The 14,017-nt window shown below is 35.9% G+C and carries 13 protein-coding genes; 8 read left to right on the top strand and 5 right to left on the bottom strand.

Translation table 11 applies throughout. The features are described 5' to 3' along the window. The first annotated feature begins 155 nt into the window (after positions 1-155). Positions 156-2,003, top strand: a complete 1,848-nt coding sequence (locus DRF65_RS21965; protein WP_115972881.1) for a chloride channel protein — start codon at positions 156-158, stop codon at positions 2,001-2,003. Positions 2,004-2,103: 100 nt separating this feature from the next. Here the strand turns inward: DRF65_RS21965 and DRF65_RS21960 are convergent, their stop codons facing one another. From DRF65_RS21960 to DRF65_RS21950, 3 genes are all read right to left on the bottom strand, one after another. Beyond that, a complete protein-coding gene (locus DRF65_RS21960) occupies positions 2,104-3,048 on the bottom strand; it encodes an aldo/keto reductase (RefSeq protein ID WP_115972880.1) in 945 nt (314 codons plus the stop codon). A gap of 414 nt (positions 3,049-3,462) precedes the next feature. After that, the gene (locus DRF65_RS21955) at positions 3,463-5,271 is read right to left on the bottom strand and encodes a hypothetical protein (RefSeq protein WP_115972879.1); all 1,809 of its coding nucleotides are present in this window, start codon (positions 5,269-5,271) and stop codon (positions 3,463-3,465) included. A 212-nt stretch (positions 5,272-5,483) separates the two neighbouring features. Continuing rightward, the gene (locus DRF65_RS21950; RefSeq protein ID WP_228438881.1) at positions 5,484-6,740 is read right to left on the bottom strand and encodes an MFS transporter; all 1,257 of its coding nucleotides are present in this window, start codon (positions 6,738-6,740) and stop codon (positions 5,484-5,486) included. Positions 6,741-6,892: 152 nt separating this feature from the next. On the opposite strand from DRF65_RS21950, the gene DRF65_RS21945 reads away from it, so the two are divergent. Next, positions 6,893-7,651: an NUDIX hydrolase gene (locus DRF65_RS21945; RefSeq protein ID WP_310473122.1), complete on the top strand. Its 759-nt coding sequence runs from the start codon at positions 6,893-6,895 to the stop codon at positions 7,649-7,651. Between the two features lie 79 nt (positions 7,652-7,730). Beyond that, positions 7,731-8,462, top strand: a complete 732-nt coding sequence (locus DRF65_RS21940; protein ID WP_115972943.1) for an MBL fold metallo-hydrolase — start codon at positions 7,731-7,733, stop codon at positions 8,460-8,462. 14 nt (positions 8,463-8,476) lie between these two features. On the opposite strand, the gene DRF65_RS21935 is transcribed toward DRF65_RS21940, so the two are convergent. Then, positions 8,477-8,818 carry a helix-turn-helix transcriptional regulator gene (locus DRF65_RS21935; RefSeq protein ID WP_115972877.1) on the bottom strand — a complete coding sequence of 114 codons (342 nt, stop codon included), beginning with the start codon at positions 8,816-8,818 and terminating at the stop codon, positions 8,477-8,479. 607 nt (positions 8,819-9,425) lie between these two features. Between DRF65_RS21935 and DRF65_RS21930 the strand changes: the two genes are divergently transcribed. Beyond that, positions 9,426-10,019 (top strand): Crp/Fnr family transcriptional regulator, encoded by a 594-nt coding sequence (locus DRF65_RS21930; protein ID WP_115972876.1) that lies wholly within the window; start codon positions 9,426-9,428, stop codon positions 10,017-10,019. Positions 10,020-10,040: 21 nt separating this feature from the next. Here DRF65_RS21930 and DRF65_RS21925 read toward each other — a convergent pair whose 3' ends face one another. Next, entirely contained in the window at positions 10,041-10,667 is a 627-nt protein-coding gene (locus DRF65_RS21925) for a chloramphenicol acetyltransferase (RefSeq protein WP_115972875.1), read from the bottom strand. Positions 10,668-11,068: 401 nt separating this feature from the next. Between DRF65_RS21925 and DRF65_RS21915 the strand changes: the two genes are divergently transcribed. The 4 genes from DRF65_RS21915 to DRF65_RS21900 all read left to right on the top strand — a co-directional run. Further along, positions 11,069-11,512, top strand: a complete 444-nt coding sequence (locus DRF65_RS21915; RefSeq protein WP_115972874.1) for a PPC domain-containing DNA-binding protein — start codon at positions 11,069-11,071, stop codon at positions 11,510-11,512. Positions 11,513-11,559: 47 nt separating this feature from the next. Further along, the gene (locus tag DRF65_RS21910; RefSeq protein ID WP_115972873.1) at positions 11,560-12,144 is read left to right on the top strand and encodes a Crp/Fnr family transcriptional regulator; all 585 of its coding nucleotides are present in this window, start codon (positions 11,560-11,562) and stop codon (positions 12,142-12,144) included. Positions 12,145-12,230: 86 nt separating this feature from the next. After that, complete coding sequence (locus DRF65_RS21905; RefSeq protein ID WP_115972872.1) at positions 12,231-13,307, top strand: SDR family oxidoreductase; 1,077 nt, start codon at positions 12,231-12,233, stop codon at positions 13,305-13,307. A gap of 248 nt (positions 13,308-13,555) precedes the next feature. Then, the coding region (locus DRF65_RS21900; RefSeq protein ID WP_165852293.1) for an IS110 family transposase at positions 13,556-14,017 on the top strand (462 nt) is incomplete at its 3' end.

The following is a 14,017-nucleotide window of genomic DNA, read 5'->3' as shown; positions in this document are numbered from 1 at the left end:
TTATCATTGTTTTTAAACAGATTAAAGAGGAAGAATAGTAAGGTTAACTTTTCAGTGTGAAAGTTTAAATCGGTATTTTGGGAAAGTTTCTCTAAGATATTTCATAAATTTACACAGCTGTTTCAAATTGAAGCCGGCATTAAAATTCTTCCCAGGTGAAAATTCACAACAAAAAAAAGTACCTAAGCTTTCTAAAATTTAAAAGAGATTTCCAGAAATATGGACTGGAAAAAGCCCGCAGTTATGAGCTTATTCTGCATTGGCTGAACAACAGACTGAGCCGGAACCAGTTTCTTGTGCTTTCCGGAATTCTTGTAGGATGTACAGCAGGATTGGCTGGAGTTATTTTGAAGACATTGGTACATAATATTCATTATTTCATTACCAATAAAGTTCATTTTGAATATCAGATCCTATTCTATATCGTTTTTCCTTTTTTAGGAATTGTTTTAACCACAATGATAGTTCTTACCTTATTCAAAGGACAGGATCGGAAAGGTATTGGAGCGATTCTTTATGAAATTGCCCAAAACTCAAGTATTGTAGCCTCTGTAAAAATGTATTCACAGGTGATTCAAAGTGCAGTCACCGTTGGATTAGGGGGGTCTGCAGGATTGGAAAGTCCCATTGCTGTTACCGGAGCGGCCATAGGATCCAATTACGCACAGACTTACAGACTTAATTATAAAGAACGTACATTATTGCTGGCTGCCGGAGCCACTGCCGGAATTGCATCTGCCTTCAATGCACCTATTGCCGGAATCATGTTTGCCTTTGAAATTCTGTTGACAGGAGTTGTTTTTACAGACTTTATTCCATTGGTGGTTGCTGCGGTTTGCGGAAGTCTTTTATCAAGGATATTACTTCAGGAAGATGTTCTTTTCAGATTTTATACCAGAGAAGCTTTTAACTATAAAAATCTACCATATTATCTTATTTTAGGTCTTGTAACGGGGCTTTATGCCCGGTATTTTGTGATTATCTCTCAAAAAGTGGAACATTTTATAAAAGGACTTCAGCTTTCAAAAATGCGTAAAGCAATGTTTGGAGGTGCTGTACTGTCTCTGCTTTGTGTATTGTTTCCGCCTTTATTCGGTGAAGGTTATGATACGGTGAAAGCTTTTACCAACGGAAGTACCCATTCTATTATTGAAAACAGTCTCTTCAGATACTTTGAAATTGGTGACTGGACGATTATTATATTCTTAGTCCTGGTATTATTATTAAAAGCATTTGCTACATCATTTACAATATTCAGTGGCGGAAACGGAGGGAATTTTGCTCCTTCTCTTTTTGCAGGCGGAACAGTGGGATATTTATTTGCACTGGTATGTCAGCATATTGGATTTACGGATGTCCCGGTTACCAATCTTGTACTGGTAGGAATGGCAGGGGCCATGAGTGGTGTGATGTATGCTCCGCTTACAGCCATATTTCTGATTGCAGAATCCAGCTTCGGATATGATCTTTTTATCCCGCTGATGATTGTTTCCATCATTTCTTACCTTATCGCCAAATGGTTCTCTCCTATTTCTCCGGAGCTAAAATCTCTTGCCGATGAAGGCAAAATTTTCACCAATAAACATGATAAAAACCTGCTTTTTGCCTTAAGAACAGAAGATTTTATTGATAAATATTCTCAGACTATTCAGGAAAATGCTTCTGTCACAGAACTTTTTGAACTGGTAAAGAATGGAAATAAAAATATTTTTGCCATAGTGGATGATACCAAAGCATTAAAAGGTGTTTTAACACTGGATGATGTGAGGCCTTATCTTTTTAACAAAGAAATGGATACTTCACAAACGGTTGCTCAAATCATGAAGGCTCCGCCGGCAATAGTTTATCCTGAAAATAAACCGCTGGAAATTCTTCAGACTTTTGATGACACCGGTGTGTGGAATCTTCCTGTTGTGAACAAGAATAATGATTTTATCGGATTTATTTCCAAATCTTCTATTCTGATGAGTTATAGACAGCTGTTGAAGGAGTATTCGGATTAAGATATAATTACCTCTCCAAATGACTATAATATTTAGATAAAAAATAAATCCGTTCACAAATACTGAACGGATTTATTAATCTAATAATGAAAGTTTGAAATTAAAGACTCACTTGATTAAGCAAATCAATATCTTCCTGATCCAACACAAGCTTCGGTACATTGAATAATGTTTGAAGCTGTGAAGAACTTGTTGCACTTACAATTGGAGCGGTAACTAGTGGATTGGATAACAGCCATGACAGAGCAACAGTTCCCTGGTTACTGTGATGCTTTTCACTCACCTGATCCAATGCTTTTAATACATCTAGCCCTTTTGGATTTAAATATTTTCTTACGCCTTCCCCCCTTGCACTTTTGGCAAGATCTGCTTCATCACGGTATTTTCCGGTTAGGAAGCCTGCAGCAAGAGACCAGTACGAAAACACACTAAGATCAAATTCTTCTACCAAAGGAGCGTAGTTCTTCTCAAATCCTTCTCTTTCCAATAGGTTGTAATGAGGCTGTAGTGCGACATATTTAGGCAGATTGTTCTTTTCAGAAGCTTCAAAGGATGCCTTTAAACGTTCCGGAGAAAGATTGGATGCTGCAATATAGCGCACTTTTCCGGCTTTAATAATTTCATCATAGGCAGCAAGAGTTTCTTCTACGGGAGTGGTATGATCGTCAAAATGCGTATAATAAAGATCGATATGATCTGTCTGAAGTCTTTGCAGAGATTCATCCACTGATTTCAGAATATGCTTTTTACTGATGTCATAGCCATGTTCTTTGGTTTCAGAACCTACTTTGGTGGCCAGAACAATATCCTTGCGGTTATTACGGCTTTTCATCCATTTTCCAATGATCTCTTCAGATTGTCCGCCTCTTCCGTTTACCCACCATGAATACGTATCTGCCGTATCTATAAAATTGAATCCTGCTTCTGTAAACTGATCCAGTATATCAAAGGATTGTTTTTCATCCAGTGTCCATCCGAAAACATTTCCTCCAAAATTAATAGGAGCCACTTCTAAATCAGTATTTTTAATCTTTCTTTTTTCCATAAAAATAATTTTACTAACTGAGATCTAAGGTAGCGAATATTATCCTTCCTCACTATTCAAAATAGCCATATAATCTATAGTTAATATAAATGAAAAAGCCGATGCTTACTCGTTTATTTTGTAGAACGCTATAATATAAAAAACAGTCTAATATAAGACTGTTCTGCTGTAATTGTTGGATTGACGCAAAGGTGCAAGTTTTATCTGTATACGTATATTTTAAAGCAATAGAAAATCAAAGATTTTCAGCAAGAGTAACATAGATATTTTTTACCATATTTACTACGATACTTTATAAATTGATATGCCTGTATTTTTAGCAGAACTCAATTTTATTGTAGATAAAATCTTTGTGCCTTAAAACATTATATTGTTTAAAAAACGTGCGTCTTTGCGTTTACCAACACGCTGTAACTACTTTTCAGTCTGAGGAATTTCAAGTACTGTAAGCATTTGTGTATATTCTTGAAGCTGGTGATTAATTGTCTCTAGTCCCTGTTTGAAGAAAGATGATGTATTAAAAAGATGATGATAATATTCTACTCCCTCCAACATGTTCTTTTTGAATGCATTCCATTTTTTGGTTTGGGATTGGGTAATTTGTACAGAAGTGTCTGCTATTTCCTTTTTCAGATAGTCTACATACATTTTTAGCTCATTAATAAACATATTGGGACGGTTGTTATCAGGTAGAATGTTGGTGTTTCCATAAATATGCTTGACCATTTCCAAAAGAGAAACTTCTTTGTCAAAAAATGCGATATTCGGGCCCGGACAGATGACAACCCCTTGTTTTTCTCCTTTGATCTCCATTCCCTGTTCCATATAAGCCGCGTTCACAAGTCCTACACAAAGACAGGCTTTATCTGTAATTTTAGTTTTTTTCTTCTCAAATTCTTCTGTGGAGAGAGACTCTTTCTGAGTATAAAGTTCACTTAGTTTAATATCCTGGTATTTTCGGGAGGCCGTACAGGTTCCTTCGGGAGAATATTCTTTGCTTAATGCCAATAGTTTCTTCGGGCATGAGCTTCCATATTTTCCCTTAGCCTCTTTCTGTTCTTTTAGTAATTCGTTGGAGGTTCCCTTTATCATATTGAAAGGAACACCCAAAGGGGAGATCTGGCTCAGGTAAAAATCTTTTTCTTTAGCCTTTAAAAGAAGATTTCTGGTTTCGGTATCTACAGAAGTGGCTTCAGGAACCAATAAAAAGGGAGATCCCCATCCTACACTGTCTACATTATAATGGGCCAGTAAAAACTCATGTTCTTCAGAAGTTCCTACCCCGCCCTGTACGGTAATTTTCATTTCTAAAGGTTTGGAGACAGCGGGTTTACCTTTTTGTGCTAGAGCATTGCTCATTAATGTATGGGCAGACTGGATCAGATCATTCTTTTTCTGTCTGAATTCTTCCATAATAGGACCTAAAAGCATTCCTTCTGTGGCAAATGCGTGGCCACCACAATTTAATCCGGATTCTATTCTGTATTCTGAAACCCATAATCCTTTTTTAGCCAGGAAGTTTCCCTGAATCATAGCGGAACGAAAATCGCTCACTTTAAGAATAATTTTCTTTTTCAGAATTCCGTTTTCATCAGGAAAAAAATCATTGAATTCCTCCATATAGCTGTACAGGCGCGGATTCATCCCGGCAGAAAGAACCATAGAGGAAGATAATTTACTCTTTGCAAATCCCCGGAGTGAAGCATGGGCATCGTTGTACATCACAGGAAGCTGCTCATTCTTTTTATAATTGTCTTTATCAACTTTCGTCATGATATTGACGTCAATACTTCCCGGTATAAGGTTTGTTTCAATAAAGTTTTTGATAGTCTCGCCCCAGTTATCTTTTTGAACAATAAGGCTTTGAAGGCTGTTCTTCAGATCTGAAGTATTGGGTAACATTGCCACAAAGTCTTTCAGGGCTTCTTTATTCTTACTGATATCCTGTTTGAAAGATTCGAATTTTTCATTCACGATATCATCTACCATGTCCAGATAAGCAGTAATCCTTTTGGCTCTGTAATCCTCTGTTTTTGTTGAGATTCCTGAATAATCAAGATTAAACTTTTTGTTGTAAAAGTTTTTCATTTTTTCCAGAATCTCATCATCAATGATGGAAATCACAGAAGAAATTCCATATTGTGCAACGCGGATCGGGCTGTCTATAGTATAAGCCAGTCCCATCACAGGAATATGGAAATTGTGTAACGGTTTAGTTGTCATTATGTTTCAATAAAAGTTCTTTATTTAATGCAACTAAAAATTCTTTCAACTAATTCACTGCTTAAAAGTATTGCTTTTTTAATTAATTATGCATTAAATAACACCTGCAATATTGAAAATATGCTAAAAGTCATTTTATAAAGTACCTTACTTATTATTTGAAGTTGTTGGAAATAGACAAAGAGACAACTTCATCTTCGCTGTATCTTTTTTTAAGATTTACTGACTTTATTACAAAACAGAACATGAGCAATCAAAGCTAAAATACCAAACGCAGTTCCTACCGCACAAACGCCTGTCCATTGTGCTTTCTGCCAGGCTACGGAAGCCAGCCATGTTCCCAGCGATCCTCCAATGAAATAAGAAACCATATAGACTGTATTCAGTCTGTTAACCGCATTTGATTTAATTAAAAAGTAATTGGTCTGATTCATAATATGGCTGGATTGTACTCCTAGGTCTACAAGGATTACTCCTACAACCAATCCCCAATAGGTTTCTCCTCCAAAATAAGTGAATCCCCAGCTTCCTATGAGAATTAATAATGAATACAGTATAATACGGTTGATATCCATGTATTTCTGAAGCTTCCCTACTTTAGCTGCAGCCAATGCTCCTACTGCTCCTGCAAGACCAAAACTTCCTACCACAGATGAACCTGCATTAAAAGGCGGTTTCTCCATATGGAAAACCAATGTCGTAAATAAAGCACACATAGATCCGAAAGCCATAGCTCCACGGAAAGATGCCAGCTGAAGAATAGGCTGTGTTTTGGCAAGATGAGCAACGGAACGCATTAATTCTTTATAGGTACCTTTGAAGTTTGGCTGCAGCTCCGGAAGCATTTTGTAAACGGCTAACCAGACTAAAATCATCAATCCCGCAGCAATTCCGAACATGGCTCTCCATCCCCAGACTTCTCCTACAATTCCTCCAATGAAACGGGAAAGAAGGATCCCTAATAAAAGTCCGGACATCACCAGTCCGATATTGGCCGATTTTTCTTTATCTGAGGAAAGTTCTGCTGCAATAGGAACAAAGAGTTGCGGAATTACAGAAGTAGCTCCAATCAATAAACTGGCAGCATACAACATCCACAGCTGGTTAGCAAAGGTCATCCACAGCAGAGATCCAAAAACAAGAAAAAGATCAATCAGAATTAATTTCTTACGGAAAAACTTATCTCCAAGCGGCACGATCAGTAACAATCCCAGTGCATAGCCTATTTGAGTAAGTACAGAAATTTTACTGGCTGCAGCTTCTGAGACATTAAGGTCCTCCGAGATCAGGGCCAGTAAAGGCTGATTATAATAATTGTTGGCTACTACAAGTCCTGAAATAATAGCCATTAACCACACCACTGTTCTGGAAATACCGTTGGTAGAATTCACCTGCATCTTAAAATTTTTATTGAATAGAAATATATCCTGATGATTTAAATAGTTGGATATACTTTTTAATGGCTTCAAAGGTAGGGATTTTCATAAAAAAGGGAGAGTATTATAATTGATTTAAGCTGTTAGTATTATAGAATGTTTTGCTTACAGTCTGCTTCAGTAAAGAGTTTTTTAAAATATTATCCGATTTTATCTTTACATTTGTAGTAACACATTTTATTTTTATGGATTATATGGATTCCAGGGAACAGATCTTACAGAAATCTGCTGAAGCAAAAGAACTTTATCTTCCTCATATTTCAGTAGACCCGGTTGTTTTTGGTTTTGATCAGAATGAGCTTAAAGTATTGCTGGTGAAAATGAATTACAGAAAACAGTGGCTGCTGCCCGGTGGCTATGTAAGGAGAGATGACGATCTGGATGAAGCAGTAGTAAGAGTACTGGAAGACCGTGCAGGTGTTACTGATGTATTCCTGGAAGAATTTGGTGTTTTTGGAAGAAAAAACAGGAGTCAGCTGTATTTTGAGGAATTTGATGAAACTCTTTTTCAAAAACAGCGTTTTGTTTCTGTGGGATATTATGCGCTTTATAATTCCTCTGAAATCAATCCCATAGCTGATGATGTGAGTGAAGCCTGTGAATGGGTTTATCTCCGCCAGTTACCTGAAATTGAATTTGGGATGGATCACCGTGAAATTATTGAAAAGGCATTGCTTACCCTGCGGGAAAAGATTTCTTCCAAACCAATCGGATACAATCTGATGCCTGAAAAATTCACCCTTCCTGAGCTACAGAAACTATATGAAGCGATATTAGGCAAGCCGCTTAACCGAGGCAACTTCTACAGAAAGATCAAAAACTTAAATGTTTTAAAAAAACTTGATGAGCAAAGACGTGTAGGAGCTCACAGATCTCCTGATCTCTATTCTTTTGATATGGAAAATTATGAGAAAGCATTGGAAAATGGTCTGAATAATTGGTAGCAGTTTCCATTGTTTCTGCCGATGTTAGGTATTGATGAAAAACCTTTCGGATATTGGAAATATTCAGGAAATTTGCAGAATGAAAATCATACCACTTAAAGAAGGCAATTTTTCAGCCAGCAAAACCAAAGATTTTACACTTTTAACAAACGAAAACTTTAATACTGTTTCCGGCATTAAAATGTCTGTTCAGCCCTTTCTTATCATTACTGAAAATGATTATATCCTTTTAGATGCAGGTATTGGATGGAAAAATGAAGAAGGCCAATCTGTGGTGATGAAAATTCTGGAAAGAGAGAATATACAACCTGAACAGGTTACCAAACTCTTACTCTCCCATCTCCATAAAGATCACATTGATGGTGCAGTAAAACTTACCGATAATGGCTATGAGGCGACTTTTCCCAATGCACAGATCTATATCCAGAAACGTGAACTGGATTTTGCAATGGAAAATAAAGGAAATCCTTCTTTTGATTTCAATATTTTGGAACAACTGATTCAGTTACCGAATATCATCTGGATGAATGAAGATAAAGGACAGATTACCAGTGAAATTTCATATGAAGTAGTGGGTGGCCATACCCCATTTATGCAGGTTTTCTGGATCAGAGAGAATGAAGAAACCGTGTTCTATGGTGCAGATGACCTCCCTCAGGCATCTTATTTAAAATATCATTTGGCTTACAAGAGTGATTTTGATGGCAGAAAAGCAATGCAATTAAGAATTTTATGGGAAAGTGAAGCCAGAGCAGACAGTTGGAAAATACTACTTTATCATGATTTGGAGAAAGCTGTCATTGAAGTTTAAAAACAAAAAATGGTTTAATTTTCATTAAACCATTTGTAAATATCTAATTCAGATGGAATATTGAGTTTCTTTCTGATTCTGTTTTTCCGGTTTTGTATCGCTTTGGGTGTGACAAAAATACAGGTAGCTATTTCTTTTGTCGTCATATTGAGCTTAAGATAAATACAAAAGATCAGTTCGGAATTTTTAAGACCAGGCTGTATAGCAGATAACTTGTCGAAAAAATCCGGATAGACCAATCTGAATTTGTTAAGCAGACGGGGAGAATTTGCTTTAGCTAAAGCCATAATTTCATCTTGTACAAGAATCTTCTGATTCAAATCCTCTAAGTTCGGTTCAGTTTTTTTATTTTTCATAATACGTTCTCATCTCTACTCATTTCTGATATACATCCTTTGTATACCAGTATGAAATCTTTTTTATTTTTACAAACCCTTGTTTTATAAATAATTACATGGGAATAAAATAATTTTCACACATTCAAAATCTCTTTATTTTTTATAAATAATATTCAACAATATGTACACTCCAAGCAGTATTTACTAAGTGATCAGGTTAAAAATTCATACATATGAATTTCCATTCATTTTTATATAGGGCAAAGAAATAAAAAATGATTAAAATTCTATTAAAACAGAGTACCACATACATACCACGTTATGCTTTTCGGTAAAATATCACAAACGCTTTTATCAGCCCGTTTATCATCTTTTTTTGCCTGAGATAAATATAGGAGGTTACCCGGTTCTCTTTTTATGATCCAAATCAATAGTTTTAAAAATATAACATCATCAAAATAAATATTTGTGGTATCTGAATGGTACCTTATTTCATGGTTAATGACTGAAATAAACGTTTCTTTATTCTTTTAAAACTCTGAACTTAATTATAGTATTTAAATGATGAAAAAAATGTGTATTTACAAAGGTTCATAAAATTTTAACTAATAAATAAATCACAGATATGATCGTTGAAAATTTATTAATTTCATTTGGGGCAGAAACAAAAAATTTTAAAGCAGGAGAAGTTATTTTCCACGAAAAAGATTTGCCTCTGTACTATTATCAGATAGAAAAGGGAAAGATCAAGCTGAATAATTATACTGAGGATGGAAAGGAATTTATTCAGAATATATTTTCTGATGGTCACAGTTTTGGGGAATCTCTTTTGTTTGTAGAACGGCCATATCCTATGAATGCCATTGCCATAGAGGATTCATTGGTTTTCAGAATGCCAAAATCCAGTTTTTTAAACCTGATACAAAGCAATCCGGAAATATCACTGAATATTTACCAATGCCTGGCAGAAAGAATGTATTATAAGTACATTATGTTCTACAATCTGTCCTTTCAGAATCCGGTATCCAAGCTGAAACTCATGTTAGATTATCTGAAAAGCTACCATGATGATAAAACACCCTATTCTTTCCAGATCCCTCTGACAAGGCAGCAACTTGCTTCACTGGTAGGACTTCGTGTAGAAACAGTGATAAGAACCATAAAACAAATGGAAAAAGATAAGATTGTGAAGCTTGAGAAAAGAAAGATCTATTATTAGAAGAATCTTCAAGTCTAAACCCTATAGGTCAAGCTGTCTCTGAAACTCCTCCAGATATTTTGCAATGTGAATACCGTCTGCAAGACCATGGTGAGCTTCAATGGAAACCGGCATGTATTTTCTGCCATCACGGATACTGAATTTACCAAAAGAGATCTTTGGCACAGATTCTCCATTGTTAAAATCTGTAGGATGAAGAATTGCGCTAAACGAATTCCAGGGAATGGTAGTGTGTCTCACGTGATCTTTTCCCAGCCTCTCATTGCTTAATCTAAGCCCGGACGAATTGTGGACCCCTTTTATTTCTTCCTGCAATGCGGCATTGAAAGTTGCAAAATCCTCAGAAAAAGGAGTAAACGAAAAGCCAAAAGTTCCATCAGGTCTGCCAATGGTGCTTCCGGCATGAACAGTATCAAACTGAACTGCCTGACCATCAATAATTCTAAGTTTTAATTCCTCAACAGTATTCACAGCCATCATAGACTTGTGATAGTAATAGGCAAAGAAAGAATATCCGTTTTCTTTAGCTTTGTCATAAGCTGTTGTACAATCTACTTCTGTTGTAAAGCCAAAGTATGGGCTTGCCATTTGAGAGAAAAATTCAAAATGCTCCTTTCTGTTCCATTGCTGGAGGTCTACAATCTTCATTGATTTTAATTTGCTGCAAATTTCCGTAATTTCCCTGATTTTAACTAGTAAAATGACTATTAATTTTCTATTAATAAGATCTTTTTTCTTTTTAAAAAAGCATTAAAATGTAGATTGAAAAGCATGATTCCTGCATTAGCTGTAATTGTTGGGAATATAAAGACATGTTTTATCGCGATAATACACGAATAATTTCTATGGGCTATAATTTTATGCTTGTCATTCTGTAGAATCTTAATTCCATTGTTAAATATCACATACCATTTGTGTATTGCATTACGGTTACTGAGAATCATATATTGGGTTAAGGTGAAATATACTTGTATTTTGAACTTATTACTGTTTACAATATTCCCAAGTCTTTGCATTTTCCAACATATTCTAATTAATTAAACATCATCATGGAAATACAAAATTTTAAAGGAAATCACTGGACTGCAAGAAAGTATATTGTAAGCCTTAAAAATGATTCCAGTATTGTGGAAGCATTAACGGACTTTGTTCAAAACCAAAATATTCAGGCGGGCGAAGTCACAGGAATTGGGGCTGTAAGTGAAGCAACACTTAGATTTTTTAGTTTTGAAACAAAAAAATATGTTGATAAAACATTCAAGGAACAGATGGAAGTCACCAATATCTCAGGAAATGTTTCTTTGATAGAAGAAAATCCTGTACTTCACTTGCATATTACCTTAGGCAGAGAAGATTATACCGCTTTAGCAGGACATCTTTTAGATGCAAGAATCAATGGTGCCGGTGAATTTATTTTTTATCCTTTATCTACCAGAGTGGTAAAAATCAAAGACAGAAAGATAGGAATAAACCTTTACGATTTTGAAAAATAAACCTTCAATTCCTGGTGAAAGCCTTATTTTTGAGGAAAATTTGTTGGATGTTTGATGTATTGCTTTCCCATATTCAGAATAAGGTTGAGATGACTGCTGAACAGAAAAACCTGATTCAGACCTTTTTTACTGTAAAAAAGCTTAAGAAAAAACAATATCTGTTACAGGAAGGAGATATCTGTAAATGTCTGTCATTTGTAAGCAAAGGATTATTGAAATCTTATTACCCTGATGAGAAAGGAAATGAGCACATCAATATGTTTGCTTTTGAAGGCTGGTGGATCTCAGATTTCAACAGTTTTATTCATCAGGAAAAAGCGGTCTTAAACATTGATGCTGTAGAAGATACGGAAATATTAATGATTACTTTGGAAAACTATGAGAAGATGATGCTGGAAATTCCTGTCATGGACCGTTATTTCAGAATTCTTTATCAAAACAGTCTTGTTACGAAAGATTACAGGCTTATTGTGTCCAATGGCTATACTGCTGAGGAAAAATACCTGCAATTGATCCGGAAAAACCCGGAAATAATCAAAAGAGTTCCTCATAATCTGATTGCTTCTTATCTTGGGCTGGCTCCGGAAACCATCAGCAGAATCCGTAAAAAGAATTTTCCGAATAATACTTGATCCAGATCAACTCAAATGCATGATCCAGATCAAGTGTAAAAGGAAACGTATGTCCATAATTTTGTCAGAGAATTTTTACAATACTTATGGAAAATACACAGAAAACTGCATTGGTAGTTGGTGCTACCGGAATTACAGGAAGTAATCTTGCAGAAGAACTTATTGCACAGGGCTGGACAACCTATGGGCTGTCAAGAAACCCAAATGAGAATATCCCGGGCCTTCGTTCTATCAAAGCTGATTTACTGGATGAGAACAGCCTGATTGAGGCATTGGCAGCCCTCTCTCCTACTCATATTTATTTTACAACCTGGATGCGGAATGATACCGAAGAAGAAAATATCCGGATCAACAGTGCTCTTGTCAGAAACCTTCTTAACGTTTTATCTCCTAAAAAATCGGTTCAGCATGTTGCTTTAGTAACCGGACTGAAGCATTATCTGGGACCTTTCGAAGCTTATGTTCAGAATGGGATATTACCGGAAACTCCTGTTCGTGAAGAACATCCTAGGCTTCCACTTCCTAATTTCTATTATGCCCAGGAAGATGAAATTTACAAAGCTTCAGAAAGAGATGGCTTTACATGGAGTATTCACCGGCCTCATACCGTTGTAGGATATGCTGTTGGAAACCTAATGAATATTGCTGCAACCCTCGCAGTCTATGCCAGTATCTGTAAAGAAACAGGAAGAAAATTCATCTGGCCCGGATCAGAAGCACAGTGGAATGGGGTGTCTGATATAACGGATGCTAAAATACTGGCTAAACAGTTGGTTTGGGCATCTGATACGGGAGCTGCAAAGAATCAGGCGTTCAATATTGCGAATGGAGATGTTTTCCGATGGAAATGGCTTTGGAAAAGACTGGCAGACTGGTTTGATATAGAGGCTGAAGGTTTCAGCGGAACCATAAGATCTCTGGAAAAAGAACTGGAAAATGATCAGGAAACCTGGGAAGCTATTGCAGAAAAATACAGTCTGAAAGAGAACAGATTAAGCCGTTTATCATCAGCATGGCACACCGATCTGGATCTTGGAAGACCTCTTGAAGTAATGTGTGATATGTCAAAAAGCAGAAACTTAGGATTTACCGCATATAAAAGTACAGAAGATTCTTTTACAGAAGTATTTGAAAGGCTGCGAGCTGAAAATATAATCCCATAAAAAATAATCGCCACGAATGCCTTTAGATTTGTAAAAGGATTTAGTAATAAATTAGATAATAATTAAATACTGAAGAACCAGAGAAAATAAAGTGAACTAAACGAATGCATAGAAACGAACTATTTCGTGTATCAGACTCTATTTTCTCTTTTGAATATCTGCCATTTAGAATTTTAAGCGTTAGGGCTTATTAAAGGTTTTAGCATGATTCAAAATGGTTCCTTCAGGATTGACCTAAATCCAAAGTTATGAAAACTTATTTTATTGGAATAGATATTTCCAAGGATACATTAGATGTTTGTATTTTAAATGATTCTGATGAGAAAGAGCTGGCATTTAAAGTTAGTAATACAGTTGAAGGTATAGAAGAAATGATAGCCTTAGCTTGCTGTTCTGGAAATGATTCCAGCCATCGATATTGTTTTGAAAATACGGGAAACTATGGACTTCTTTTAGCTAGTTTGTTGGAAGAAAGGCAACTTCTCTATTATCAGGTTCCGGCTTTGGAAATAAAGCTGAGCCAAGGTATTCAAAGAGGAAAGAATGACAAGGTTGATGCCTGGAGAATAGCCAGATATGCAAAAATGCATGAGCAGGAACTTATCCCTTCCGCACTTTCTGAAGAAGTGCTTTTTACAATAAAAAATTTTCTTACTTACAGAAATTTTCTAATAAAAGTAAGGACTCAGTTTAAGAACGAAAAAAAGGCT

Origin of the sequence: Chryseobacterium pennae (assembly GCF_003385515.1) — a bacterium.
In the GTDB taxonomy this organism is placed as follows: Bacteria; Bacteroidota; Bacteroidia; order Flavobacteriales; family Weeksellaceae; genus Chryseobacterium; species Chryseobacterium pennae.
The sequence above is the reverse complement of the archived record's forward strand: the minus strand, read 5'-3'. Positions and strand labels throughout refer to the sequence as shown.